The following is a 24,291-nucleotide window of genomic DNA, read 5'->3' as shown; positions in this document are numbered from 1 at the left end:
AGAGTACCCCCGCCGAGGCCCGGGATACGTGGACGACAGCGGGGAGTACGGGAGAAGGGACTTGAACCCTCACGCTCGAAAGCACAGGAACCTAAATCCTGCGTGTCTACCAATTCCACCACTCCCGCAGAGCAGAACCAGTGTACCGGCAGGGGCTGGTCAGCTTCGCCCCGGAACAAGCAGGCCGGACTCGTAGGCGATGATCACGAGTTGGGCGCGATCATGCACGCCGAGCTTCGACATCATGCGGTTGACGTGGGTCTTCGCCGTCTGCGGCGAGATCACGAGCCCGGCGGCGATCTCGCCGTTCGACAAGCCCGATCCGACGAGAAGCAGAATCTCCCGCTCCCGCTCCGTCAAGAGGGCCAGCTCGTCAGGAACACGCTGCGGCGACGCTTCCGCAGGTGACAGGTAGCGATCGATGAGGGCTCTGGTCGCCCTCGGGGACAGCAGCGCCTCGCCGTCGTTGACCGTCCTGATCGCCGCCATGAGCGCATCCGCCTCGGTGCCTTTGCCGAGGAACCCGCTGGCGCCCGCCCGCAGCGCCCGCAGCACGTACTCGTCGTCTTCGAAGGTGGTGAGGATCACGATGCGCGTCCCTGCGAGCAGGGGGTCGGCGCAGATCGCCTCGGTCGCCTGCAGTCCGTCCATCACGGGCATCCGGATGTCCATGAGCACGATGTCGGGACGGGTCGCGCGAACGACGTCGACGGCCTCCCGACCGTTCGCCGCCTCGCCCACGACGGTGAAGCCCTCCTCGTGGGAGACGAGTTCGGAGACGGCGGTGCGGATGAGCGCCTGGTCGTCGGCGAGAACGACGGAGATCATGTGTGCCTCTTCGGGTCGGGGACGGCCTGCGCGCTGCCGCGCGGATCGTGATGAGGAGCGTCGAGGGGAAGATGCGCCACGAAGCGGTGCACGGGCCCCGGGCCGAACGACGTCTCGAGCGTTCCTCCCACCGACAACAGACGCTCGCGCACCCCCGCGAGTCCGTGACCGCTCTCCACGACGGTCCTGTCGTCGCTCCGGGGCCGAGTCACGTTGGTGACCGTGATCCCGAGGCCGTCGTCGCCGTAGTCGAGTTGCACGAGGGCGGTGCCGTCGCCGCCGTGCTTGTGGGCGTTCGTCAGGCCCTCCTGCAGAACGCGGTGCGCGACGATGTCGCGCAGAGAGTCGAGCTCGACCGGGGTGCCGACCGTCCTCTGCTCCACGGTGAGCCCGGCCTTCGAGAACTCGTCGAAGAGGCGCGGAAGCTCCGATAGTCCGGGCGTAGGAGCCAGCACCGCCGAGCTCCCGCTGTCGGCCGAGCGGAGCACGGTCAGGAGGCTCCCGATCTCACCGAGCACGGTGCGCGCCGCCTCGCGCACGGTGGTGAGGGAGCGTTCCGCGTCATCCGGTCTCGTGCGGAGGGCCTTCGAGGCCGAGGCGGCGTGCAGGTTGATCACGGCGATCTGGTGGGCCATGACGTCGTGCAGATCGCGGGCGATGGCGAGCCGCTCCTCGGTCACCCGCCTCTCTGCCTCGGATTCCCGCGTCTCCTCTGCTCGTCGTGCCCGTTCGGTGATGGCCTGAATGAAAGCGCGCCCGTTGTACTGGGCCACGCCACCCGTTGCGGCGAGGCCGACGAGGGCGACGAGCAGTATGAGCGATTCGACGCCGCGCGACTCGGGCGGGGGAGCGAGAAGCAACACGCTGCCGGTGGCCACGACTGCGGCACCGGCCACGATGAGCGCCGGGGTGCGGCCCTGGCGTGATCCGACACCGAAGACCGTGATCATCAGTGTGATGATCGACGCGACGACCGGACCGGGACCGGTCAGCGCCAGGCTCGACAGCAGAACTGCCGCGCAGGCCGCCGCGATCGCGACCGCCGCCGTGCTGCGGGGGTACCGCGTGCGCAGCACCAAGGCGGCGACCAGAACGAGCGCCACCACGACAGACAGCGCCAGCACCTCGGTCGTGGTGCCGCCGGCAGCGGCTCTGCTGCGGGATGCGACGACGACGGGAACGCAGACGACGATGATCGCGAGGGCCGAGGGGATCCAGCGCAGCCGCACAGGCAGGGGCGACTCGAAGGGCACGGGGAACGCTCGAGAACCGGATCTCACGGGCGCGCCTTCTTCCTGTCGTGATCCCTGTCGTGGGTTCGCTGTCGTCCAGTCTCGCAGCACGCTCGAGCCGCGCGCGTCCCACGTTCGTGGTAGCCGAAGATGCCGTGCCGGGGTGACGACGGGCATCCGATGTGCAGCGAGTCTGGAGTGATCGTGCACATCGCACGAGCAGACAGCTCAGGAGCATCCATGCCGGTTCCGGTTCTCGCGGCGCGAGACGTCAAGAAGTCCTACGGTCGAGGCGCAGCCCGCTTCGACGCGCTGAAGGGGGTATCGCTCGATATCGACGAGGGCGAGTCCATCTCGATCGTCGGCAAGAGCGGCTCGGGCAAGTCGACGCTCATGCACCTGCTGGCGCTGCTCGACAAGCCGTCGACCGGCGCCGTCGAGCTGAGCGGTCGTGACGCGGGAGCTCTCGGCGGTCGGACCCTCAATCGCACGCGCAACCAGACCTTCGGGTTCGTCTTCCAGCAGTTCTTCCTCACCCCCAACACCTCGGTGCTCGACAACGTGACGCTGCCGCTGCGCATCGCCGGGGTCGGCGGTTCGGAAAGACGGCGGCGTGGAATGGAGGCGCTCGAGCGGCTCGAGCTCGCCGACAAGGCGAAGAACAAGGCCACCGATCTCTCGGGCGGCCAGAAGCAGCGCGTGGTCATCGCTCGCGCCCTGGTGAACGAACCGCGCGTGATCTTCGCCGACGAGCCGACGGGCAACCTCGACACGGCCACGGGCGCGGTGGTCGAAGACATCCTCTTCGATCTCAACCGGCGCACGGGGATCACGCTGATCGTGGTGACCCACGACGAGGACCTGGCGGCGAAGACCGACCGCAGCGTCTTCATCCGCGACGGCCTCATCGTCGACCGGAACGGAGCGACGGCATGAGCGGCCTCGATCTGATCCGTTCGGCGATCAGCAACACGTTCCGCAGCAAGACCCGAACGACCCTCACGGTGCTGGCCATCTTCATCGGAGCCTTCACGCTGGCACTGACGAGCGGGGTGGGGACGGGCATCAATCGCTACATCGACACGACCGTCTCCTCGATCGGCGCAGACGATGTGATGACGGTCACGAAGACCGTGGAGGACACCACGTCGGGGCCGGCGAAGTACGAGCCCGACACCACCAACGTCGAGAGCGCGACCGGCAGGCCCGGGTCGACGGTCGAGGCCATCACGGCGGCCGAGCTCGGCGACATTCGGGCGGTGAAGGGCGTCGAATCCGTCGATCCCGTACTCACGGCCCGACCGAACTACGTGGAGTACGACGGTGGCACCCCGTACCAGGCGGCGATCGGCGGCTTCGTGTCGGGCATGAGCCTCGACCTGGCCGCGGGCTCGGAGCCGTCGAGCGACGGAAATGCCTTCGAGGTCGCCCTGCCAGTGTCGTACGTCGAGCCCCTGGGTTTCTCGAGCGATTCGGATGCCGTGGGCAAGACGGTGACGTTCGGCGTCACAGACCAGACGGGCACGTCGAGCACCATCGATGCCACCGTCTCCGGCGTCGCCGAGGCAGGTCTGCTCGGGAGTTCGAGCCTCACCGCCAATGACGCGCTCACAACGGCGCTGTACGACGCCCAATCGGTCGGTCTGAGCAGCTCGACGAAAGACAGTTATGCGTCGGTCAGCGTGCGCTTCGATCCGTCGTCCTCGGATGCGCAGGTGTCGACGATCAAGAGCGACCTCAAGGCGCTCGGCTACGACGCCACCACGGTGGAGGATCAGATCGGGTCGTTCAAGACGGTCATCGACGCGATCGTGCTGGTGCTGAACGGTTTCGCGGTGATCGCGCTGATCGCGGCGGGCTTCGGCATCGTGAACACCCTTCTGATGAGCGTGCAGGAGCGCACGCGGGAGATCGGACTCATGAAGGCGATGGGCATGGGCGGCGGCCGGGTGTTCGGCCTCTTCAGCCTGGAGGCCGTGTTCATCGGATTCCTCGGAAGCGCCATCGGAGCGGCCGGGGCGATCCTCGCTGGAACAGCGTTGAACGGGGTGTTGGCGAACGGCCTGCTGTCGGCTCTTCCGGGGCTCACCCTGATCGCCTTCGATCCTGCGTCGATCGCGGTGATCATCCTCGTGGTGATGGGCATCGCGTTCCTGGCCGGCACGATCCCGGCGCTGCGTGCGGCCCGTCAGGATCCGATCGAGTCGCTGCGCTACGAGTAGTTCGCTCGCCTGTTCGTCGAAGCCCTGTGGATAACTTCCGCGGGGCTTCGGCGTTTCGGTGCATCATGTCGGTCGAGGACGATCGACAGGAGGATGCGTGTGGCGAACGCCGTGCAGCTGATCACCGAACGTGTGCGTGACCGCGTGCGCCGCGAGGGTGTCGATCTGGCGTCAGACGAGAGCCTCGCAAGGCAGTTCGTCGACGACGAGGTTCGGCGGTACACCGAGCGGGCCCTGGGCGGCGGCTCTCCGTTGTTGGCCGACGAGACGCTCGCGACCCGCGAGGTCGTGGCCTCGCTGACCGGCTTCGGTGCGTTGCAGCCGCTCCTCGACGACCCCAGCATCGAGGAGATCTGGATCAACGGCCCCAACCGAGTGTTCGTGGCCAAGAACGGCGTCTCGGAGCGCTCGAGCGTGGTGCTGTCGGATCTCGAGGTGAGAGAGCTCGTCGAGCGCATGCTGCAGAGTTCGGGCCGACGCGTCGATCTGAGTTCTCCCTTCGTCGACGCCTCCCTTCCCGATGGCAGCCGACTGCACGTCGTGATCCCCGACGTCACCCGAGCTCACCTTGCGGTCAACATCCGTAAATTCGCCCGGCGCATCCGAGACCTTCATCAGCTCGTCGGGCTGGGCGCACTCACCCAGCAATCTGCCGAGTTCCTGCGCATGTGCGTGCTCGCGCAGCAGAACATCCTGGTGTCGGGTGCGACGCAGAGCGGCAAGACCACCCTGCTCAATGCCCTGCTCTCTGTCGCTCGGCCCAGTGATCGCATCGTCACCGTCGAGGAGACCTTCGAACTCGATCTCACTGCGCGCGACGTGGTCGCGATGCAATGCCGTCAGGCCAGCCTCGAGGGAACGGGTGAGATCACTCTGCGGCGCCTCATCAAAGAAGCACTGAGAATGCGCCCTGACCGCATCGTGGTCGGCGAGGTGCGCGAGGCGGAGAGTCTCGATCTGCTCATCGCGCTGAACTCCGGGTTGCCCGGAGCGTGCAGCATCCACGCCAACAGCGCCCGGGACGCGCTGGTGAAGCTCTGCACACTGCCCCTGCTCGCCGGTCGCAACATCGATGCCGCCTTCGTGACACCCACGGTGGCGTCGTGCATCGACATCGTCGTGCACTGCGAGATGGATAAGCGTGGCGCGCGTCGGATCGTCGAGATCCTCGCGCCGAGCGGCCAGGTCTCGGGCGCGCCGGGCCAGGGCGGAGTCATCGAGGCCAGCACGATCTTCGCTCTCGAGGGCCGCGACCTCGTCGCGACCGGGGGATACCCGACGAAGACGGCGAAATTCCGGGCCGCCGGTCTCGAACCATCGATCGTGCTCGGCCGGGGCGACCGATGAGCACGGTGTTCGGACTCATTCTGGGTCTGGGCCTCGTATTGTGCGCGGCCCCTGCCCTCTGGCCCGCACCGACGGAGCCTGTGGTGAAGGGACGCGTCAGTCGTCTTCGTTCCCTACTCGATCGTGCAGGACTCGAGAGAATGCCCGTTTCCGTGTTCATCACGGCAAGCGCGTGCCTGGGACTGGTCGCCTCCGCGGTCGCGGAGGCCTCTCTCGCCGTACTCGCACTCGATGCCGCCGCCCTTGTGGTGGGGGCGCTTCTGCCGATCTCCGTGGTGCGCCACCGCGGCCGAGCTCGTCGCCGTGCGAGTCACACTTACTGGCCGGATGCCGTCGACCACCTCGTGTCGGCCGTTCGCAGCGGCGTCGCCCTGCCCGACAGCGTGAGTACTCTCGCGCACGCGGGGCCCGTCTCCAGCCGCGCGGCCTTTGCCGAGTACGAAGCGCTGTACCGAACGACGGGTAACTTCGGCGTGAGTCTCGACGCGCTCAAGGCGCGGCTCGCAGACCCGACGGCCGACCGCATCCTCGAGACGCTGCGCATGTCGAGAGAGGTCGGTGGCACCGACCTCACAAGGGTGCTGCGGAGTCTCTCGGGCTATCTGCGAGAAGACGCGGCGATACGCAGCGAAGTGGAAGCCCGGCAGTCCTGGGTCATGAATGCGGCTCGGTTGGGGGTGGCGGCACCGTGGATCGTTCTGCTGCTGTTGTCGACACGTCCTGAGGCCGCTGCCGCCTACAACAGCGCCGGGGGAGTGACGCTCATCGTGGGAGGCCTCGTCCTCAGCGTCATCGCGTACCGCGTGATGTTGGTCATTGCGCGGATCCCAGAAGAACGTCGGTGGTTCGCATGAGCGCGACCGTGGCCTGGGCGATGCTCTTCGGAGTCGTTCTCGGCGTCGGCCTCTGGTCGCTGGTGAGCCTGACCCCGCGATTGTCGAGACCGTCGTTGGCCGAACGTACCGCGCCCTACCTGGTCGACGTCTCGGCGGGCGCCCGTGAATTCTTGACGAAGCGTTCCAGCGACCCGCTTCCGGTCTTTGGTGTGCTCCTGTCGCCTCTCGCCCGGGTCGCCATCGACATCCTCAGTGGAATCCTGGGAGGTACGGAACAGATCGAGCGTCGTCTGGCGCAGTCCCGGTCGGAGCTCTCCGTCGAGCACTTCCGCTCGCAACAACTCGTCTACGGTGTGGCCGGAGCGACCGTCGGCGCGGTCCTCGTCGCCGTCTCGTCACCCACGACGACGATGCCGATGGCCACTCAGCTGGCCATCCCGATCGTGCTCGGTGCAGTGGGCATCGCCGCACGCGATCTGGTGTTGCGGAGGGCAGCAAGAAAGCGCATCGCGCGCATCGACAGCGAGCTTCCCACGGTGCTCGAGTTCCTGACGCTCAGCCTCTCGGCCGGAGAGACGGTACTCGACGGGCTGCGACGCGTGGCTCGTGTCTCGAGCGGAGAGCTGGCTCGCGAATTCGCCGTCGTGGTCACCGAGGTGAACTCGGGAGTCGGTCTCGTCGCAGCACTCGAGTCGCGGGCCGGTGCGTTGGCCCTGCCCGCCTTCACTCGCTGCGTCGAACAGATGACGGGTGCTCTCGAGCGGGGAACCCCACTGTCCGACGTGCTGCGGGCCCAGGCTCAGGATTCCCGCGAAGACACCAAGCGCGCCCTGCTCGAGTCGGCGGGCAAGAAAGAGGTCACGATGCTCGTGCCCCTCGTCTTCCTCATCCTCCCGACCACCGTGCTCTTCGCCGTGTGGCCTGGCATCGTCGTGCTGCAGACGGGTTTCTGATGCCGAGCCACTCGTCCCTCCGTCTGCTCCCTGAACGCCCCATCCTCCGATTCCGCTGAAAAGAGAGAAACATGATTTCGATACCCACTCGACTCGCCCGGCGCCTGCGCGACGATCAGGGCGACGTGCCCGGCTGGGTGCTCATCACACTGATGACGGCCGGTCTGGTGATCATCATCTGGGGTCTCGCCGGTCCCGCGCTCAGCCAGGTCTTCGAGCAGGCCATCGATCGCGTGACGGCGTTCTGATCTGCTCATGCAGTCGAAGAGTCGGCGGCTCCTGCAGAGACTGCGGCGTGACGAAGGCTCGGCCGCGGTCGAGTTCGTCCTCGTGGGCGTGTTGCTGACCGCTCTCACGCTCGGGGTCATCCAGCTGGCTTTCGCCCTGCACGTGCGCAACACGCTCATCGACGCGGCGGCAGAGGGGGCTCGGTTCGCGGCGCTCGCGGGAAACTCGCCCGAAGACGGAGCGGAGCGCACGAGGCAACTCATCACCACTGCGGTGGGCGCCGACTACGCGGCCGGAGTCACCTCGGGGTACACCGAGTACCTCGGGGTTCCCGCTACCGAGGTCACCGTGAGCGCGCCCCTGCCGCTCGCCGGTCCCTTCGGACCTCCGAGATCGTTGGAGGTGACAGGGCATGCGGCTGCGGAGACGCTTGTGGGCTGACGACGGCTCGGCCTCGCTCGAGTTCATCACCGCGGGAATCCTGCTTCTCGTACCGCTCGTCTACCTCGTGAGCGCACTCTCCGTGCTGCAGGGTGCCGCCTTCGCCGCCGAGGGCGCGGCGCGACAGGCTGCTCGTGTGTTCGTGCAGTCACCGACCGTCGAGCAGGGCGCCGCGTCGGCCGAGCAGGCGGCGGCGATCGCCTTCTCCGATTTCGGCATCTCCGCCGGCGTCGCTCCGCTCGAATACTCGTGCCAGCCGGTTCCGGATGCCTGCCTCACGCGGGCGGGTCACGTCACGGTCACGGTGCGCGTGTCGGTTCCTCTTCCTCTGCTCCCGGCGTTCCTGGGGAGCGAGAAAGCCGGCGGAATTCCGTTCGTCGCTACTGCGACCCAGACGGTCTCGAGATTCCATTCATGATGCGGCCCAACTGGTGAGTGCGAACGCCGTGGCAGAGCGACTCCGCTCCGACGAGGGCTCGACCCTGCTGCTGACCATCTTCTACGCGGCCTTGGCACTGCTCGTCGTGCTCGTCGTCGTTGCCGCATCGAGTCTCTACCTTGAACGCACACGCCTCTTCACCATGGCCGACGGTGCCGCCCTCGCCGGTGCCGAGTCGTTCTCCCTCGACGATGTCGAGCTGGTCGACTCCGCCGTCGTTCCGAGGCTCGAGCCGCAGGCCGTCGACGCAGCCGTCGACGACTATCTCGACAACGCCCCGTCATCCGCATCGTTCGACGACCTCACGGTGATCGAGGCCACCACCTCCGACGGGCGCAGCGCCAGCGTCACCCTTTCCGCGTCGTGGCGGCCCGCGGTGCTGTCGCTCGTCGTGCCGAACGGGTTTCCCATCGAGGTCACCTCGGTCGCTCGTTCTACATTCCGCTGAAATCTACGCAAGGCCCTCAGGCAACCCACAGCCTCGGTGTAGCGTACGTGTCCATGGCAGCGACTTCACCGACACCTCAGATCGAGATCACCGAGCGGGCGAAGTGGCAGGCGTTCGCCGTTGCCGTCGGAGTCGCCGCGCTCACCATCCTCGACCTGTCGAAGGTCAACGTGGGTCTTCCGTCGATCGAGAAGGCGCTCGGCGCCGGGTCCACCGAACTCCAGCTGATCGTCGCAGGCTACGCCCTCGCCTTCGGACTCGCGCTCGTTCCGGCCGGGCGGCTCGGCGACATCTACTCGCGCAAACTCCTGTTCTCCATCGGCCTCATCTCGTTCACCCTGGCGAGCCTCGCCTGCGCCCTCGCACCGACGGTCGAGACGCTGCTCATCGCGCGCATCCTGCAGGGCGTCGCCGCCGGCATCCAGATGCCACAGGTACTCGGGCTCGTGCAGCAGCTCTTTCAGGGCCCGGCCCGCGGGCGTGCCTTCGGAATCTTCGGAGCGACGATCGGAGTCTCGACCGCGTTCGGTCCGACCCTCGGTGGCCTTCTGATCGCCCTCGGAGGCGAGACCGACGGGTGGAGACTCCTGTTCTGGATGAACATCCCGCTCGGACTCATCGCCCTGTTCTTCGCGCTGCGTCTGCTGCCCACAAAACCGAAGGGGTCGACGGTCAAGACCGAACTCGACCTCGTCGGGATCCTGCTCCTCGGATTCTCGGTGTTCAGCGTCATGGTGCCTTTCGTCTTCACCACGGGCGGCCCCGACGACGACCCCAAGCGCTGGTTCTGGCTCATCGGCTTCGTGCTCGGAACAGTCGCGTTCCTACTGTGGGAGCGCGACTACTCCCGCCGCGGAAAGTCGTCGGTGGTGCACTTCGCCCTGTTCCGCATCGCCTCGTATCGCAACGGCATCCTCGTGGCCACGGCCTACTTCGCCGCCATCCCCGGTACCTTCCTGCTCACGACTCTCTACTTGCAGCAGGGCCTCGGCGCGCTTCCCGTCTTCGCCGGCATGGTCAGCATCCCGTTCGCGCTCACCTCTGCCGCCAGTTCGCTCATCGGCGGGCGCATCGTCGAGCGCTACGGGCGCAAGCTCGTGGTCATCGGTACCGTCACGGTCATCATCGGCTTCTCGCTGATCCTCGCCGCCGCCGTGCTCACTCCGCGCGATCAGACGATCTGGTGGATGGCCGCCGCCATGGCCGTCGCGGGAGCCGGAGGCGGCCTCGTGATCTCGCCCAATCAGACGCTCACGCTGGCCGAGGTGCCCGTGAGCGAGGGCGGCGTCGCAGGTTCGCTCGCGCAGGTCGGTCAGCGCGTCGGAACCGCGATCGGAGTGGCCGCCGTCAGTTCGACCTTCTTCTCCACGCTCTATCGCGAGGCGACGACGCCCGACCAGCTCACCGTGTACCACGACGGATTCCGCAACGGAATCCTCATCGCGATCGCGCTGATCACCGTCTCACTGATCGTGGGACTCGTCGACCTGCGATCGCGCGCGAAGGCCCGGGCGCAGCAGGCCACGCCATCCACCTGATGAGAACTATCGAGGCCTGATCACGCAGACGGGCGGCCCGGCCGTCGGGGAACGTAGCGGGGCACGTAGCGCAGCATGAGGCCTGCCCCGAGAACGCCGATGACGCCGATGATCGCGGTCGACAGCGACAGTGTCGCCACGGCCACCACCAGGGAGACCAGCAGGGGAGCGGCGGCCGTTCCCGCGTCGCCGGTGAAGCGGAACGCGCCGAGGAACGGCGCCGGATCGTTCTTGGGGGCCAGATCGGCGCCGAGGGTCATCAGGATGCCGCTGCCGATTCCGTTCGCGAGACCGGTGACGGCCGTGATGCCGATGAACCAGCCCACGGCGTTCTGCAGGTCATGGGTGAACGCGAGGACGAAGAGTCCGATGCCCATTCCGAGCATCGACGGCACGACGCTCCACAGCCTGCCGAAGCGGTCCATCACCTGCCCGCTGGCGTAGAAGAGGGCGAAGTCCATGGCGCCGCCGAGACCGATGATGAGGGCTGTCGTACTCTCGGGAAGTCCGAGGCTCACGGCCCAGAGCGGCAGGATGACCGAGCGGCTCGCGCGCAGCGCGCCGACGATCGCCACACCCGTTCCGAGCCGTACGAGCACCCCGCGGAAGTTCCAGATCGTGCGGAAGAGGCCGTGCGATTCCCCGGCGACGAGCTGTTCGCCCTCGGTCTCGTGCGAGCCGGAGGCGCCGGTGCGAGCGGCGGCCGCGGCTGTGGGATCGGGCATCACCATGAGCAGCACGATCACGATGACGGCGCATCCGAGGTGCACCCAGAAGACGATCGCCGCGTGTGCCGTGAGGGCGATGAGTCCTGCGGCGATGAACGGTCCGACGAACCATCCCGCCCGGAATGTTCCACCGAGTGTCGACAGCGCCCGAGCCCGGTACGGCAGCGGAACGAAGGTCGTCATGAACGCGTGCCGCGCCAGGGCGAAGGTCGCGGTCGACAGGCCGAGCAAGAAGATGCCGACCCCGAGCATCCAGGGCCCGGATGCGACGATGCACGTCGTGACGCCGATGATCGAGACGAGCGACGCCCCGACCATGGCCCTCCGCTCGCCGATGCGGCTCACGATCCAGCCGCTCGGGATGTCGCCGATCAGTTCTCCGACCATGATCATCGCCGCGATGAAGCCGGCGAAGGCGAGACCCGCGCCGAGATCCTGGGCGATGGCGGGGATGATCGGGATGATCGACCCCTCGCCGATAGCGAAGAGCAGAGAGGGCAGAAGAGCGGGGAGGGCGATGGAACGGAAACGGAAACCGGTCTCTGTGTCGCTCATATCGCATCCAACCCTACGCCGGAGGATCGCCCGCGGCCGCCCGGTAGGCTGGGTGCACCATGCAGGAACTTGATTTCAGCGAGCAGATCGCCGCCCTCCGCTCCACCTTCCGCGACATCCTCTCGGTCATCGACGTCGATGACCTGAAGGCACGTATCGACGACCTCAGCGCTCAGGCCGGTGTGCCCGACCTCTGGGACGACACCGAGAAGGCGCAGAAGGTGACCAGCGCTCTGTCGCACGCGCAGTCCGACCTCGGGAAGGTCACCAGCATCACCTCGCGTCTCGAAGACCTCGAGATCATGGTCGAACTCATCAACTCCGAGGGCGACGAGGAGTCGGCCCAGGAGGCTCAGGCCGAGCTCGAAAGCCTCACGAAGCTCCTCGGAGAGCTCGAGGTGCAGACGCTTCTGAACGGCGAGTACGACCCGAGGGCCGCCGTCATCACCATCCGCGCCGGAGCGGGCGGCGTCGACGCCGCCGACTTCGCAGAGATGCTGTTGCGCATGTACCTGCGCTACTCCGAGCAGCACGGCTACTCGGTCACGGTGCTCGACACCAGCTACGCAGAAGAGGCGGGCATCAAGAGCGCGACGTTCGAGGTCGACGCTCCATACGCATTCGGCACGCTGTCTGTCGAGGCGGGAACCCACCGGCTCGTGCGCATGAGCCCCTTCAACTCGGCGGGCAAGCGCCAGACGAGCTTCGCGGCCGTCGAGGTCATCCCGCTTATCGCTCAGACCGAATCCGTCGACGTTCCCGAAAGCGACATCCGGGTGGATGTCTTCCGCTCGTCAGGCCCGGGCGGCCAGTCGGTCAACACGACGGACTCGGCCGTTCGCATCACGCACCTCCCCACGGGAATCGTCGTGAGCTGCCAGAACGAGAAGAGCCAGATCCAGAACCGCGCCGCAGCACTGCGGGTCCTCCAGTCGAGACTGCTCCTGCTGCAGCGCGACGAGGAGAACGCGAAGAAGAAGGAACTGGCCGGTGTCATCACGGCGAGCTGGGGCGACCAGATGCGCAGCTACGTGCTCGCGCCCTACCAGATGGTCAAAGACCTGCGCACCGACTACGAATCGAACAACCCCTCGAATGTCTTCGACGGCGAGCTCGACGGCTTCATCTCGGCGGGCATCCGCTGGCGCAAGCAGAAGGTCTCCTAGGCAATACCGGGCTCGCTTTCAGACTCGCGGGTCAATCGGCGCTCCGTGGCGAGTCGTGCGTGGACAAGCTCGTCGGCCTGCTTAAGCTCAACCTGCCATGATTCGATTTGATCACGTATCCCAGATTTACCGGGGGACCAAGAAGCCGGCGCTCAACCGCGTCGACCTCGAGATCCTCCGCGGTGAATTCGTCTTTCTTGTGGGAGCCTCGGGCTCCGGCAAGTCGAGCTTCCTGCGCCTCGTGCTGAAGGAAGACAAGCCCACGAGTGGCAGCATCCACGTGCTCGGCCAAGACCTGGGAACGATTTCGTCGCGGAAGGTGCCCTACTTCAGGCGCAACCTCGGCGTCGTCTTCCAGGACTTCCGCCTTCTGCCGAACAAGAACGTGTTCGACAACGTGGCGTTCACGCTCCAGGTCATCGGCAAGTCGCGCGGATTCATCCAGGAGGCCGTGCCCGACGTGCTGGCCATGGTCGGTCTGAACGAGAAGGCCAATCGCCTGCCGCACGAGCTGTCGGGTGGAGAGCAGCAGCGCGTGGCCATCGCCCGCGCCGTCGTCAACAAGCCCGCCATCCTGCTCGCCGACGAGCCGACCGGAAACCTCGACCCCCTCACCAGTGGTGGCATCATGCAGGTCCTGCAGCGCATCAACGCGGGCGGCACCACGGTGATCATGGCGACCCACGACAACGCCATCGTCGACCAGATGCAGCGTCGCGTGATCGAGCTCGTACAGGGCGAGGTCGTTCGTGACGAGCTCGAAGGCGGCTATGGAATGACGGCCGAGATCGCCCTTCGTGACAGCGGCATGACCGCCGAGATCGGCATCCCCGGCATGGTGCGCGGCAGCCGCGGAATGAGCGGCACGACTCCCACCTTCTCCGCGCCCGTCGTCGCGCCCCAAGCACCGAATGCCTCGGAGGCAGCGAACGTCTCTGCGACTCCGGCCCAGACCCAAGCGACCCCCGCTCCAGACCAGGGCGAGCCGGCCGTATCCGCTCCCGCCGCCGCTGCACCCGCCGCATCCGCGCCGCCGGCGCCGCTGTCGGCCACGCCTCGTGCGGTCGACCCGGTCACCGATCAGCTCGGCCTGGCCGAGAAGCTGGGGCTTCGGGCTCCCGGTGAACGAATCGACCCGGCCAAAGACCAGAACGTAGGACCCACCTCGTGAGACTCGGACTCATCTTCGGCGAGGTCGGCACCGGCCTCAGACGCAACGTCTCGATGGTCATCTCCGTCGTGCTCGTCACCTTCATCTCTCTCACCTTCGTCGGCACGGCTATTCTGCTGCAGATGCAGATCGGCCAGATGAAGAACTACTGGTACGACAAGGCTCAGGTCGCCGTCTACCTGTGTACCGCCACCGACACGGGGGAGACCTGTGGAAACGGCGATGTGACGCAGGACCAGATCGACGCTGTCAAAGCACAGCTTGACGGTCCGACGCTGTCGCCATTCATCGACAAGTACTACTTCGAGGATCACGATCAGGCGTTCGAGAACTTCCAGGAGCAGTTCAAGGGCAACCCGGTCACCGACTACGTGACGCCCGATCTGCTGCCGCAGACCTTCTGGGTCAACCTGAAGGACCCCACTCAGTCGGCCGTGCTCGTCGAGAGCCTTTCCGGCTTCGCCGGCGTGCAGAGCGTGACCGACCAACGAAGTTATCTCGAGCAGATCTTCACGGTACTCAACGCAGCCAGCTACACCGCGATCGCCGTCGCCGCCATCATGCTGATCGCGGCCGTGCTGCTGATCGCCACCACCATCAGGCTCTCAGCCTTCTCGCGCCGCCGAGAACTCGGGATCATGCGATTGGTGGGTGCGTCGAACAGGTTCATCCAGACCCCGTTCATCATCGAGGGCGTGATCGCCTCGCTCATCGGATCGGCCCTCGCCGGGCTGGCTATCTGGTCGATCGTGAAGTTCTTCGTGCAGGGCTGGTTGTTGAACCAACTGCCATTCACCTCGTTCGTCAATACCGGGGACGCGCTTCTGGTTGCACCCATCCTGGTGGTCGTCGGAGCAGTGCTGGCGGCACTGTCGGCGAAGTTCGCTATCACCCGGTACCTCAAGGTCTGATCGTCACGCTGCGGGCGCGGGCGAGCGCGACCCTCGGCTGGGCGTATACTGGACGGCTGCCGCACGCGCTGTGCGGCACACGAATCGTCAGGAGTGCAACGTGCCCAAGGAGAGCGGTCAGAAGGTCGTCGCGACCAACCGCAAGGCTCGGCACGACTACACGATCGAGTCGACGTACGAGGCCGGAATGGTCTTGAACGGCACCGAGGTCAAGTCGCTGCGCATGGGTCGGGCTTCGCTGGTCGACGGCTACGCGTTCATCGAGAACGGCGAGGCGTGGCTCGACGCCGTGCACATCCCCGAGTACACGCAGGGTACGTGGAACAACCACACCCCACGTCGCAAGCGCAAACTGCTGCTGCACAAGGAGCAGATCCTCAAGCTGCACAACAAGACGAAAGAGGGCGGTTACACGCTCATTCCCTTGCAGCTCTATTTCAGCGATGGGCGTGCCAAGGTCGAGTTGGCTGTGGCGAAGGGAAAGCGCGAGTACGACAAGCGCCAGACGCTGCGTGAACGGCAGGACAAGCGCGAGTCTGACAGGGCGATGTCGGCACGCCGTAATCTCGGCGACTGATCGCCTGATCGACGGCGGCGCAGCCGCCGGTCACAGTCGCAGGGATGCTCCGGTCAGATCCTCCGACAGCTGCCACAGCCTGGCTGCGGCGGCTCGATCGCGAGACCATGCCTTGGCGGCCGTGACACGGGGGCGTCCTTTGAGTTGCTGCCATCCTGCGGGCCCGACGTATTCACCGCCGCGAAGATAGACGTCTGTGGCGGCCAGCACGATCGGCCAGGCGCCGGCATCCTTGCCCTGAGCGAATGACCCAAGCAGGGTCTGCACGGCGGAACTCGGCCGGGCGTCGGGGGTGACCCCAGGCCGTAGTGGCGTCAGTTCGTCGAGCGCGAATCCGGGATGCGCGACGATGCTCCGCGTGTCGTGACCGGCCTCTCGAAGTCGTCGGTCGAGTTCGAAGGCGAACGTCATCACGGCCAGCTTCGAACGGGCGTAGCTCCGAAAGCTGCGGAACTTCGATGGAGAATCGAGCTCGTCGAGATCGAGAGGGTAGAACCGGTGACTGATGCTGCCCAGGTGGACGATGCGGGAGCTCGCCGTGGCGAGAAGTGACGGCATCAACTGCGAGATCAAGGCGAAGTGGCCGAGGTGATTGGTGCCGAACATGCTCTCGAAGCCGTCGACCGTCTTCGACTCGGCGGTGCCCTCGGTGATGCCGGCATTCGCGACCAGCACGTCGTTCGAGGGCAGCGCGGCCAATTCGTCGGATGCGCGTGACACGCTCGCGAGGTCGGCGAGATCGAGATGGACGAACGACGGTTGCTCGGCGCCCTCGACCTCACGCAACAGGGAATCGATGGCCAGCTTCGCCTTGGCCTCGTTTCGACTCGCGATGACGATGCGAGCGCCGCGGCGGGCGAGCTGTTCGGCGGTGAAGTATCCGAGCCCGGCGTTGCCACCGGTGACGACGATGGTTCGGCCGACGAGGTCGCGGGTCATGCCGTGGCCGCGAATCGTGCCTCGATGGATGCGCTGATGACAACGTCGGCGGGCGTCAGGTCGAGCGGCCCGCCTGCACTGCTCTTCGCCATCTCGTGCGACGCGAACCGGGCGACGCTCACGGTCGACCCGGCTCGGCCGTCGTCTCCGAGCATCCCGGGATCGGCGACAGCGATCGCGCGGAGGGTCGACAGCCCGAGTGCCTCTGCGTAACTCTGTGCTTTCGAGCGAGCAGAGACGATCGCGGTCTTCTGAGCGTCGGACTGCAGTGCCGAATGCGTGGCCGACGTGAGCGCCCAGTCGACGCTCGTCACCGTCACCCCGTCACGGAAGGCGATGGAATCGATCCAGGCAGCCAGCGCAGAGAAGTCGCGGAAGCGAGCACGCACCGTCGTCGTCGCGTGATAGACGGGGGGCAGCTGTGCGCCGTCCTGGCTCCACGGGCGCTGGCCCCATACGCTCACCTGGTCAGCGCTCCACCGGGTGACCGCGTCAGCCACCGGGTCGTGCAAGGCCCGCAGGCTGTCGGAGGTCTCTGCGTGCAGCCGACGGGTCTTCTCGAAGACGTCCTGTCGATCGGCTCCCTCGAAGCCGAGGGCGAGCTGAACGACGGCGCGTTCCGGGGCGTGGTGGGTATCGGCCGATGCAGTGACAGTGATGATCGTCTCGCTCATGGGTTCACTTTATCCGCGACGGCGATCGACCCGTGCTGGCCCTTGCCGCATATCTGTCGTAAGATAAGAAGCTGCATCCATAGAGGTGCTGGTGCACAACACAACTCAACAGTGCGTGATAGTGACCCGCTCGGGGATGATCGGTTTCGACATTGCCTGCGAAACTGCGAGAAGCGGGTCGAGGATTCAGGGTTATCTCGTTAACGATCTCTGAAAAACAATAAGTGCCAAATCAAACCGCACTGTCTCTGCTCAGGCAGACTTCGCCCTCGCGGCGTAGTTCTCTTCTAAGCACTAAATAGAGACCGTCAGTCCGGGAATGCTCTCTACCCGGGTTCTGGCGACATTCAGAGAGATTGCTTCCGCGTTACGCCAGAGGGCGCGGAGGGACTTGCACTCGGGCTGGGCCCGTCGAGTCAGATGCCTGTAACAAGACTCGGGGCCGAGTAGAACGACTCAACAGGATACGCCCGTAGAAGGCGCAGAATCACAGCAGTGGACCGGGGTTCAATTCCCCGCATCTCCACCACAGAGGTCACATCACGCACTGTCGAGTTCTCGTCGCCCCGTTGATCCGAGGGCTGGCTTTCAGCGTGCGCGGAGCCCGATGGACGTCGGGATGGCCTGTCGCTGACCTCCGGAGTGCACGATGTGGTCTCCGTCGACGCGAACCTGCGTCGCATGGGCGCTGAGCGCCGAGGCGACGACGGGCAGTCGGTGCTCGAGATCGAACCACTCGACCTCGTCGCCCTGTTCTGCCACGATCTCGGCCCACGGGGTGTTCGTCATGCGGCACGCGGCCTCGGTCGCGTCGTGCATGCGGACGTGATCGGGATGCCCGTATCCGCCGGCGTCGTCGTAACCCACGACCAGGGTCGGCCGGATCTCCTCGATCAGCGCGGTCAGGTCGTTCGCGACCTCGTCGAGCTGGGCGCTGACGAGCGCATCGGCCGTGACATCGGGGGAGGGGCCGGCGAGTTCCGGTGTGATCCATGCCATGCCCGAATCCCGGTACCGCCGCTCGGCGAGACCGCGAGCTCGTGCCGGCGTGCTGCCGAGCCAGTATCTGTCGCTGATGCCGAGAATCGCGGATGCGGCGCTCAACTCGGATTCGCGGATCTGCGAGAGGGTCTCCGGGTCTGGCTCCACCGCCAGGGCGCCGGCGACGATCTCTCCACGCTCGCCTCGCGTTGCGGTCACCAGATGAACCCGGATGCCTCGGTCGACCATCTCCGAGATCAGGGCACCCGTGGCCAGGGTCTCGTCATCGGGATGCGCGTGCACGAACAGCACGCGGCTCACACCGTCGAGGATGCTCACGCGACAGCGATGGGTAATGCGAGGCCGGTGTATACGCTCAGGAGCGCCTCGGCAGACCGTGACCAGCTGAGCTCCTCCGCGTGTTCTCGGGCCCGCCTCGACAGGGCCGCGGCCTCATGGTCGTCTGAGAGAAGCCGCGCAATGGCCTGCGCCCACGCGGCGGGATCGCGAGAGTCGAGGACTATTCCGGTGACGCCGTCGATCACAGCCTCTCGGAGCCCTCCCGATGCCGCCGCGACGACGGGAACCCGGCTGGCAGCGGCTTCGAGGGCGACGAGTCCATAGGTCTCGGAATGCGAGGGGATCAACACGACGCGCGCCTGGCGCAGCAGTTCGGCCAGAGCCTCACGTGACTGCGGCCCGATGAAGTGCACCGCGTCGGCGATGCCTCTGAGCTCGGCGAGCCGGGAGAGCTCGTCGACGTAGCCGTCGAAATCAGCGGATGCGTCGCCAGACACGACGAGGTCGGGCCTGAGGTCGGGAGAGACGGCGGCGACGGCTTCGATTGCCAGGTCGAGACCTTTCAGCGGTTGCAGTCTGGCGGCCACCACCGCGTAGGGAGCGCGCGCCGGTGTCGAGGATCCGTGGCCGGCGGGCGTGAAGAGGTCGCTGTCGACACCGGGGGAGACGACCGTGATCCGCGCAGGGTCACCGCCCAATCGGGTCTCGATCGTGCGTGCTTCGGCATTGCTGATGGCGATCAGAGCGTCGGACTCGCGCGCCAGCCAGGATTCTCCGGCCATCCGCCCGGGAGATTCCGACCGCTCTCCGTCGGAGAGAGGCGTCGCGTCGTCGGCGGCGATGCTGTGGAAACTCTGGATGTGCGGGACGCGGCGGGCCCGCGCGACGGGCAGCGCGGCCATGCCGGAGAACCAGTGATGGGAGTGGATGACGTCGTAGGGGCCGAGCTCCGAGAGCCGCTCACCGAACTCGTCGATGTACTTCTCGTGGTCGCCCTTGGCGACCGGATGCGCGGGGCCGGCATCGATGAAGCGCAGCCGCAGGCTCTTGCCGAGATTCACGACGGCCGGGGCGGTCGACGTCGATCGTCGGGTGACGATCTCGACATCGTGCCCAAGAGCCGCCAGCGCCTGCGCCTGGTGCAGAACGACCACGTTCATGCCTCCGGCATCGCCGGAGCCGGGCTCGTCGGCTGGTGAGGTGTGCAGGCAGACGAGAGCTATGCGCAGCACTTAGACGAACACTCGGTAACCGTTGACGAACTTGTTGACGGGAGCGAGGATCGCGACAAGCGGCACGAACATGCGCAGGAGGTAGACGATCACCGTGAGCTGCCCCAGATCGGCCAGCGCGAACAAGCCGAGCGCGACGGCTCCCCAGCCGAACGCGATCGTCAGAGAGCGCGTCGTCGCCAGAAACGGTGCGGCGGTGCCCAGCGACGCGAAGACGATCCCCGCGTCGGCGACGAAGCCGCGAAGCCCCGCGTCGTCGAATTGTCCGACCAGTACCCACAGCACGATGGCGATGGCCCAGAAGAGGATGAACAGACCGCCGCCGACGGCCTTGGTCAGATACTTGACTGGAGCGGAGGTCTTGGCCGGGGCGGAAGCAGTCGTCATACCGTAAATTCTAGCCCGAGGCCCTCGCGTCTCGTGGACGGTGTCGGTCGTAGGTGCGAGGCTCGATTCATGCGATGCACGATTGTTCCCCCGTACCTGCTGGCCCGCCTGTCGACGCTCGATGCCAGCAATCTCGAGACGGTCGCTACGGCCGCTCACCAGACGTTGCTCAACACCCGACCGCTGCGCGCCGCGCGCCAGAGCGCGGTGCTGCGCCCGGCAGACCCGACGCAGGCGGCCCGCGGTCCTCAGCGCACCATCAGCGACGCGGGTGGCCGGGAGGTCCTGCCCGGCACGGTCGTGAGGCGCGAAGGTGGCGCACCGACGGCTGACCCGGCGGTCGACGAGGCATACGAAGGCCTCGGGGCGACATACGCGCTCTTCGCCGACGCCTACGGCCGGTCGTCGATCGACGACAGGGGGCTCGGGCTCGACGCCACGGTGCATTACGGCTCTCGGTACGACAACGCCTTCTGGGACGGCGAGCGCATGGTCTTCGGAGACGGAGACGGAGAGATCTTCCGCCGCTTCACCCTGTCGCTCAGCGTCATCGGACACGAACTGAGCCACGGGGTCACCCAGTACTCGAACCCGCTCGACTACTCGGGGCAGTCCGGCGCGCTCAACGAGTCCGTCTCCGATGTGTTCGGATCTCTGGTCGAGCAGTACGCCCGGCAGCAGACCGTTGCCGACGCGAGCTGGCTCATCGGTGAGGAGTTGTTCACAGACATGGTCGAGGGGGCTGCGCTCCGCTCGATGAAAGCTCCCGGCACCGCCTACAACGACGACATCCTGGGCGTCGATCCACAACCCGCACACATGCGCGACTTCGTCGACACGAACGACGACAACGGCGGGGTCCACATCAACTCCGGGATCCCGAATCGCGCGTTCTACCTGGTGGCCGAAACGCTCGGCGGGTACGCGTGGCAGCGCGCTGGCCAGATCTGGTACGACACCCTCACTCAGGGAATGCTCGCTCCCGCGGCGACTTTCGCCGACTTCGCACGGGCGACGGGGCAGTCCGCGAGAAATCGGTTCGGCGACGGCTCGAGTGAACTCGACGCGGTCGAACGGGCCTGGTCTTCGGTGGGTGTGCGCGCATGAACATCATCGTCGTGCGCACCGGCGGCTTCGCAGCCCTGCGTCGCACATGGCGTGTCGAGCTCGGCGCAGAATCGCGGTCGGCACTCGAGGAATGGCTCCGAATCCTCGACGCCTGTCCCTGGCGTGAGGCACGAGATCTCGATGGTGACGGCGTGCCTGATCGCTTCGTGTTCGTCATCACTGTCGAGTCGCCTCCCGATGCCCTGGCGGCTGTCGTCGACACCGACGACTCCGAACTGCGGGCGACCCTTCCAGAAACCCGCGTGGTCGGACCGTGGAGGCAGCTGATCGACCGCGTGCAGTCGACCGATCGCGTCGACTTATGACGACGACGAAACATGCCGTCAACACGGGAGCGCTAGTTTAGGTCGGTGACGATTTTCGCTGACACGAACCCTGGCACTCCCGAGCCCAGCCGCAGAAGCATTCGCGACGAGGTCGACGCTGCGTTGCGCTCCGACGTTCGTCTACTCGGATCGCTACTCGGAAAGATTCTGACCGAAGCCGGTGGCGCAGAACTCCTGAACGACGTCGAGCGGTTGCGCGAACTCACCATCGACGCGTACGAGAAGCAGAACAATGCGTCGATCGAAGACGCGGAGAAGTTGGTCGACTCCTTCACGCCCGTGCGGGCCGAGCAGGTCGCGCGTGCCTTCACGAGCTACTTCCACCTGGCGAATCTGGCGGAGGAGCACCACAGGGTGCGGGTGCTGAGAACGCGCTTCTCCTCTCCGAGCGATCCGGCTCCAGCGGATTCGCTTCCCGCGGCGATCGAGCGTCTCGTCGACGAGGTCGGTCGAGACGAGACGGCGGCGCGGTTGGCAGCGCTTCGATTCCACCCCGTGCTCACCGCCCATCCGACAGAGGCGCGCCGCCGGGCGGTCGCCTCTGCCATCCGTCGCATCAGCGATCTCCTCTCTGACAGAGACGCCGGTCAGCAGGGCCGCCTGGCTTCGGCAGAGATCGAACGGCGCCTGCTCGAGCAGATCGACGTTCTCTGGCGCACTTCTCCGTTGCGAACGACCAGGCCGACCCCCCTCGACGAGGTGCGTACGGCGATGAACATCTTCGACCAGACGCTGTTTCAGGTCGTGCCGCAGGTCTACCGGCTGCTCGACGACTGGATGCTCGATTCCGAAGCCGGCAAGGCGCCCGTCGTCGCTCCGGCCTTCATGCGACTCGGGAGCTGGATCGCGGCGGACCGTGACGGCAATCCCTTCGTCACGGCAGAGGTCACCGAGGAGGCGGCAGCGATCGCGAGCGAGCACATTCTCTTCGGTCTCGAACACGCGGCCACCCGCATCGGTCGCACGCTGACCCTCGATTCCGAGGACACCCCGGCGAGTGACGCGTTGATGGCTCTGTGGCAGCGGCAGCAGTCGATCGCCCCCCAGGTGACCAGCCAGATCGGTACTCGTTCGCCGCACGAGCCTCATCGCCGCGTGCTCATGGTCGTCGCGGCGCGCATCGTCGCCACGCGTCAAGGCACCGACCTGGCCTACGGCCTGCCGGATGAGCTGATCTCCGATCTGCGGGTCATCCAGCAGTCCCTCCGCGAGGCCGGCGCCGATCGGAGCGCCAACGGCGAACTGCAGAACCTCATCTGGCAGGTCGAGACCTTCGGTTTCCACCTGGCCGAGCTCGAGGTTCGCCAGCACTCCAAGGTGCACCGCCAGGCTCTCGAAGAGATCCGGGCCGGGGGCGAACTGAGTGAGATGACGCAGGAGGTGCTGTCGGTCTATCGCACCATCTCGACACTGCAGAAGCGCTATGGGACGGCCGCGGCGCGCCGCTACATCGTCTCATTCACCCAGTCCTCCGCCGACATCGCCACCGTGTTCGCCCTGGCCGAGGCCGCCCTCGGATCGCCCGAGGCAGCGCCGGTCCTCGACGCGGTTCCCCTCTTCGAGACCTTCGCCGACCTCGAAGCGAGCACGACGATCCTCGACGAGATGATCACGCTGCCGCAGGTGCAGGAACGGCTTGCCGCAACCGGTCGGCGTCTCGAGGTCATGCTCGGGTACTCCGACTCGTCGAAGGATGTCGGACCGGTCTCGGCGACGCTCGCCCTGTACTCGGCGCAGGAGCGCATCTCGCGCTGGGCGCAGGACAACGACATCGAGTTGACCCTCTTCCATGGTCGAGGCGGCGCACTCGGTCGCGGTGGCGGTCCGGCCAACGAGGCCGTGATGGCCCAGCCCGGGGGATCAGTGCAGGGCCGGTTCAAACTGACCGAGCAGGGCGAGGTGATCTTCGCTCAGTACGGCGACAAGGCCATCGCGGCGCGCCACATCGAACAGATGGCTGCGGCGACGCTGCTCGCGTCGAGTCCGTCGAACGAAGAGGCGAACAACACCGCCACGCGTGACTTCGCCGACATCGCCCGCACGCTCGATCTCCGCTCGCGCGAACGCTTCTTCGAGCTCATCAAGGCCGATGGGTTCGCTCCCTGGTTCGCCCAGGTCACGCCGATGGAGGAAGTGGGCTTGCTGGCGCTCGGTTCCCGGCCCGCCCGCCGCGGTCTGTCGGTCGAATCGCTCGAGGATCTGCGGGCCATCCCATGGGTGTTCGCGTGGACGCAGGCGCGAATCAACCTGACCGGGTGGTTCGGGCTGGGTTCGGCTCTCGCCGCTGTGGGAGACGTCGACGCCCTCCGCGACGCCTACGAGCGCTGGCCGCTCTTCACCGCGATGATCAACAACGTCGAGATGTCGCTCGCGAAGACCGACGACAGGCTCGCCGAGCGGTACCTCGCCCTGGGCGACCGCGACGACCTGGCTTCGCTCGTGCTCGACGAGATGGAACTCACCCGCGAGTGGGTACGGCGAACCACAGGGCACGGGGAGATCCTCGAGGGCCGTCCCGTGCTGCAGCGCGCGGTGCGTCTGAGAAGCCCTTACGTCGACGCTCTGTCGTTGCTGCAGCTGCGCGCGCTGAGAGCAGTGCGTAGGTCAGGCAGCGTCGACCCGGCGGACGACACGCATCGACTACTCCTGCTCGCCGTGAACGGTGTCGCCGCCGGCCTGCAGAACACGGGATAGACAACCGTGC

25 protein-coding genes, 1 tRNA gene and 1 other RNA gene are annotated in these 24,291 nt (G+C 66.4%); 18 read left to right on the top strand and 9 right to left on the bottom strand.

Features of this window, described 5'->3' with window-relative positions:
* Positions 1 to 46: 46 nt before the first annotated feature.
* The 3 genes from ASF79_RS08615 to ASF79_RS08605 all read right to left on the bottom strand — a co-directional run bounded on the left by ASF79_RS08615 (position 47) and on the right by ASF79_RS08605 (position 2,108).
* Positions 47 to 128: transfer RNA gene (locus tag ASF79_RS08615), tRNA-Leu, on the bottom strand.
* 31 nt (positions 129 to 159) lie between these two features.
* The gene (locus tag ASF79_RS08610) at positions 160 to 828 is read right to left on the bottom strand and encodes a response regulator transcription factor (RefSeq protein ID WP_055853759.1); all 669 of its coding nucleotides are present in this window, start codon (positions 826 to 828) and stop codon (positions 160 to 162) included.
* Positions 825 to 2,108 (bottom strand): sensor histidine kinase, encoded by a 1,284-nt coding sequence (locus ASF79_RS08605; protein ID WP_162239077.1) that lies wholly within the window; start codon positions 2,106 to 2,108, stop codon positions 825 to 827. Before ASF79_RS08605 ends, ASF79_RS08610 begins: the two co-directional genes overlap by 4 nt.
* A gap of 192 nt (positions 2,109 to 2,300) precedes the next feature.
* Here ASF79_RS08605 and ASF79_RS08600 point away from each other — a divergent pair, with 192 nt between their 5' ends.
* From ASF79_RS08600 to ASF79_RS08560, 10 genes are all read left to right on the top strand, one after another.
* Positions 2,301 to 2,996 (top strand): ABC transporter ATP-binding protein, encoded by a 696-nt coding sequence (locus ASF79_RS08600; RefSeq protein WP_055781927.1) that lies wholly within the window; start codon positions 2,301 to 2,303, stop codon positions 2,994 to 2,996.
* The gene (locus ASF79_RS08595) at positions 2,993 to 4,282 is read left to right on the top strand and encodes an ABC transporter permease (protein WP_055853754.1); all 1,290 of its coding nucleotides are present in this window, start codon (positions 2,993 to 2,995) and stop codon (positions 4,280 to 4,282) included. The genes ASF79_RS08600 and ASF79_RS08595 overlap by 4 nt, the downstream gene beginning before the upstream one ends.
* A gap of 93 nt (positions 4,283 to 4,375) precedes the next feature.
* Positions 4,376 to 5,629: a CpaF family protein gene (locus ASF79_RS08590; RefSeq protein ID WP_055853752.1), complete on the top strand. Its 1,254-nt coding sequence runs from the start codon at positions 4,376 to 4,378 to the stop codon at positions 5,627 to 5,629.
* Between the two features lie 140 nt (positions 5,630 to 5,769).
* On the top strand, positions 5,770 to 6,483 hold the full coding sequence (locus tag ASF79_RS08585; RefSeq protein ID WP_235500698.1) for a type II secretion system F family protein: 714 nt from the start codon (positions 5,770 to 5,772) through the stop codon (positions 6,481 to 6,483).
* Entirely contained in the window at positions 6,480 to 7,418 is a 939-nt protein-coding gene (locus tag ASF79_RS08580) for a type II secretion system F family protein (RefSeq protein WP_055854649.1), read from the top strand. Before ASF79_RS08585 ends, ASF79_RS08580 begins: the two co-directional genes overlap by 4 nt.
* A gap of 71 nt (positions 7,419 to 7,489) precedes the next feature.
* A complete protein-coding gene (locus tag ASF79_RS17545) occupies positions 7,490 to 7,666 on the top strand; it encodes a hypothetical protein (RefSeq protein ID WP_181035629.1) in 177 nt (58 codons plus the stop codon).
* Positions 7,667 to 7,673: 7 nt separating this feature from the next.
* Positions 7,674 to 8,087 carry a TadE family protein gene (locus ASF79_RS08575; protein WP_200933552.1) on the top strand — a complete coding sequence of 138 codons (414 nt, stop codon included), beginning with the start codon at positions 7,674 to 7,676 and terminating at the stop codon, positions 8,085 to 8,087.
* Positions 8,077 to 8,505, top strand: a complete 429-nt coding sequence (locus ASF79_RS17315; protein WP_235500697.1) for a hypothetical protein — start codon at positions 8,077 to 8,079, stop codon at positions 8,503 to 8,505. The genes ASF79_RS08575 and ASF79_RS17315 overlap by 11 nt, the downstream gene beginning before the upstream one ends.
* A gap of 13 nt (positions 8,506 to 8,518) precedes the next feature.
* Complete coding sequence (locus tag ASF79_RS08565) at positions 8,519 to 8,974, top strand: pilus assembly protein TadG-related protein (protein WP_235500696.1); 456 nt, start codon at positions 8,519 to 8,521, stop codon at positions 8,972 to 8,974.
* 53 nt (positions 8,975 to 9,027) lie between these two features.
* Positions 9,028 to 10,512 carry an MFS transporter gene (locus tag ASF79_RS08560; RefSeq protein ID WP_055853745.1) on the top strand — a complete coding sequence of 495 codons (1,485 nt, stop codon included), beginning with the start codon at positions 9,028 to 9,030 and terminating at the stop codon, positions 10,510 to 10,512.
* A 20-nt stretch (positions 10,513 to 10,532) separates the two neighbouring features.
* Here ASF79_RS08560 and ASF79_RS08555 read toward each other — a convergent pair whose 3' ends face one another.
* Positions 10,533 to 11,795, bottom strand: coding sequence for an MFS transporter (locus ASF79_RS08555; protein WP_055853743.1), 1,263 nt, complete (start codon positions 11,793 to 11,795; stop codon positions 10,533 to 10,535).
* A gap of 59 nt (positions 11,796 to 11,854) precedes the next feature.
* Here ASF79_RS08555 and prfB point away from each other — a divergent pair, with 59 nt between their 5' ends.
* The 4 genes from prfB (at position 11,855) to smpB (ending at position 15,620) form a co-directional block, all read left to right on the top strand.
* Positions 11,855 to 12,961 carry a peptide chain release factor 2 gene (gene prfB, locus ASF79_RS08550; protein WP_055780586.1) on the top strand — a complete coding sequence of 369 codons (1,107 nt, stop codon included), beginning with the start codon at positions 11,855 to 11,857 and terminating at the stop codon, positions 12,959 to 12,961.
* 97 nt (positions 12,962 to 13,058) lie between these two features.
* Positions 13,059 to 14,132 (top strand): cell division ATP-binding protein FtsE, encoded by a 1,074-nt coding sequence (ftsE, locus tag ASF79_RS17050; RefSeq protein WP_082495770.1) that lies wholly within the window; start codon positions 13,059 to 13,061, stop codon positions 14,130 to 14,132.
* Entirely contained in the window at positions 14,129 to 15,043 is a 915-nt protein-coding gene (gene ftsX, locus ASF79_RS08540) for a permease-like cell division protein FtsX (RefSeq protein ID WP_055780590.1), read from the top strand. Before ftsE ends, ftsX begins: the two co-directional genes overlap by 4 nt.
* A 100-nt stretch (positions 15,044 to 15,143) precedes the next feature.
* Positions 15,144 to 15,620 carry an SsrA-binding protein SmpB gene (gene smpB / locus ASF79_RS08535; protein ID WP_055780595.1) on the top strand — a complete coding sequence of 159 codons (477 nt, stop codon included), beginning with the start codon at positions 15,144 to 15,146 and terminating at the stop codon, positions 15,618 to 15,620.
* A 30-nt stretch (positions 15,621 to 15,650) separates the two neighbouring features.
* Here smpB and ASF79_RS08530 read toward each other — a convergent pair whose 3' ends face one another.
* Together ASF79_RS08530 and ASF79_RS08525 are read right to left on the bottom strand one after the other, a co-directional pair.
* The gene (locus ASF79_RS08530) at positions 15,651 to 16,559 is read right to left on the bottom strand and encodes an SDR family NAD(P)-dependent oxidoreductase (RefSeq protein WP_055853742.1); all 909 of its coding nucleotides are present in this window, start codon (positions 16,557 to 16,559) and stop codon (positions 15,651 to 15,653) included.
* Positions 16,556 to 17,233: an SIMPL domain-containing protein gene (locus tag ASF79_RS08525; RefSeq protein ID WP_055853740.1), complete on the bottom strand. Its 678-nt coding sequence runs from the start codon at positions 17,231 to 17,233 to the stop codon at positions 16,556 to 16,558. The genes ASF79_RS08530 and ASF79_RS08525 overlap by 4 nt, the downstream gene beginning before the upstream one ends.
* Before the next feature lie 132 nt (positions 17,234 to 17,365).
* Between ASF79_RS08525 and ssrA the strand changes: the two genes are divergently transcribed.
* Positions 17,366 to 17,762, top strand: a transfer-messenger RNA (tmRNA) gene (ssrA, locus tag ASF79_RS17045).
* A 59-nt stretch (positions 17,763 to 17,821) separates the two neighbouring features.
* On the opposite strand, the gene ASF79_RS08520 is transcribed toward ssrA, so the two are convergent.
* Genes ASF79_RS08520 through ASF79_RS08510 form a run of 3 tightly spaced genes read right to left on the bottom strand, consistent with a single transcriptional unit; the run spans position 17,822 to position 20,133 of the window.
* Positions 17,822 to 18,553 (bottom strand): PIG-L deacetylase family protein, encoded by a 732-nt coding sequence (locus ASF79_RS08520; protein ID WP_055853737.1) that lies wholly within the window; start codon positions 18,551 to 18,553, stop codon positions 17,822 to 17,824.
* Positions 18,550 to 19,746 carry a glycosyltransferase gene (locus tag ASF79_RS08515; RefSeq protein WP_055853734.1) on the bottom strand — a complete coding sequence of 399 codons (1,197 nt, stop codon included), beginning with the start codon at positions 19,744 to 19,746 and terminating at the stop codon, positions 18,550 to 18,552. The genes ASF79_RS08520 and ASF79_RS08515 overlap by 4 nt, the downstream gene beginning before the upstream one ends.
* On the bottom strand, positions 19,747 to 20,133 hold the full coding sequence (locus ASF79_RS08510; protein WP_055853732.1) for a hypothetical protein: 387 nt from the start codon (positions 20,131 to 20,133) through the stop codon (positions 19,747 to 19,749).
* Between the two features lie 69 nt (positions 20,134 to 20,202).
* Here ASF79_RS08510 and ASF79_RS08505 point away from each other — a divergent pair, with 69 nt between their 5' ends.
* Genes ASF79_RS08505 through ASF79_RS08495 form a run of 3 tightly spaced genes read left to right on the top strand, consistent with a single transcriptional unit; the run spans position 20,203 to position 24,281 of the window.
* A complete protein-coding gene (locus ASF79_RS08505) occupies positions 20,203 to 21,240 on the top strand; it encodes a M4 family metallopeptidase (protein ID WP_055853731.1) in 1,038 nt (345 codons plus the stop codon).
* Positions 21,237 to 21,566, top strand: coding sequence for a protealysin inhibitor emfourin (locus tag ASF79_RS08500; RefSeq protein WP_055780617.1), 330 nt, complete (start codon positions 21,237 to 21,239; stop codon positions 21,564 to 21,566). The genes ASF79_RS08505 and ASF79_RS08500 overlap by 4 nt, the downstream gene beginning before the upstream one ends.
* Before the next feature lie 51 nt (positions 21,567 to 21,617).
* A complete protein-coding gene (locus ASF79_RS08495) occupies positions 21,618 to 24,281 on the top strand; it encodes a phosphoenolpyruvate carboxylase (protein WP_055781937.1) in 2,664 nt (887 codons plus the stop codon).
* Positions 24,282 to 24,291 lie beyond the last annotated feature (10 nt).

This window comes from Agreia sp. Leaf335 (assembly GCF_001423605.1).
GTDB lineage: Bacteria > Actinomycetota > Actinomycetes > Actinomycetales > Microbacteriaceae > Agreia.
The sequence above is the reverse complement of the archived record's forward strand: the minus strand, read 5'-3'. Positions and strand labels throughout refer to the sequence as shown.

Excerpts from the sequence above, each read along its gene's own strand:
- ASF79_RS08525 (WP_055853740.1), bottom strand. The coding sequence starts at position 17,233 with ATGAGCGAGACGATCATCACTGTCACTGCATCGGCCGATACCCACCAC.
- ASF79_RS17545 (WP_181035629.1), top strand. The coding sequence starts at position 7,490 with ATGATTTCGATACCCACTCGACTCGCCCGGCGCCTGCGCGACGATCAG.
- ASF79_RS08595 (WP_055853754.1), top strand. The coding sequence starts at position 2,993 with ATGAGCGGCCTCGATCTGATCCGTTCGGCGATCAGCAACACGTTCCGC.
- ASF79_RS08600 (WP_055781927.1), top strand. The coding sequence starts at position 2,301 with ATGCCGGTTCCGGTTCTCGCGGCGCGAGACGTCAAGAAGTCCTACGGT.
- ASF79_RS08610 (WP_055853759.1), bottom strand. The coding sequence starts at position 828 with ATGATCTCCGTCGTTCTCGCCGACGACCAGGCGCTCATCCGCACCGCC.
- ASF79_RS08500 (WP_055780617.1), top strand. The coding sequence starts at position 21,237 with ATGAACATCATCGTCGTGCGCACCGGCGGCTTCGCAGCCCTGCGTCGC.
- ASF79_RS08585 (WP_235500698.1), top strand. The coding sequence starts at position 5,770 with ATGCCCGTTTCCGTGTTCATCACGGCAAGCGCGTGCCTGGGACTGGTC.
- ASF79_RS08510 (WP_055853732.1), bottom strand. The coding sequence starts at position 20,133 with ATGACGACTGCTTCCGCCCCGGCCAAGACCTCCGCTCCAGTCAAGTAT.
- ftsE (WP_082495770.1), top strand. The coding sequence starts at position 13,059 with ATGATTCGATTTGATCACGTATCCCAGATTTACCGGGGGACCAAGAAG.
- ASF79_RS08560 (WP_055853745.1), top strand. The coding sequence starts at position 9,028 with ATGGCAGCGACTTCACCGACACCTCAGATCGAGATCACCGAGCGGGCG.
- prfB (WP_055780586.1), top strand. The coding sequence starts at position 11,855 with ATGCAGGAACTTGATTTCAGCGAGCAGATCGCCGCCCTCCGCTCCACC.
- ASF79_RS08590 (WP_055853752.1), top strand. The coding sequence starts at position 4,376 with ATGCGTGTGGCGAACGCCGTGCAGCTGATCACCGAACGTGTGCGTGAC.
- ASF79_RS08505 (WP_055853731.1), top strand. The coding sequence starts at position 20,203 with ATGCGATGCACGATTGTTCCCCCGTACCTGCTGGCCCGCCTGTCGACG.
- ASF79_RS08580 (WP_055854649.1), top strand. The coding sequence starts at position 6,480 with ATGAGCGCGACCGTGGCCTGGGCGATGCTCTTCGGAGTCGTTCTCGGC.
- ASF79_RS08555 (WP_055853743.1), bottom strand. The coding sequence starts at position 11,795 with ATGAGCGACACAGAGACCGGTTTCCGTTTCCGTTCCATCGCCCTCCCC.
- ASF79_RS08530 (WP_055853742.1), bottom strand. The coding sequence starts at position 16,559 with ATGACCCGCGACCTCGTCGGCCGAACCATCGTCGTCACCGGTGGCAAC.
- ASF79_RS08575 (WP_200933552.1), top strand. The coding sequence starts at position 7,674 with ATGCAGTCGAAGAGTCGGCGGCTCCTGCAGAGACTGCGGCGTGACGAA.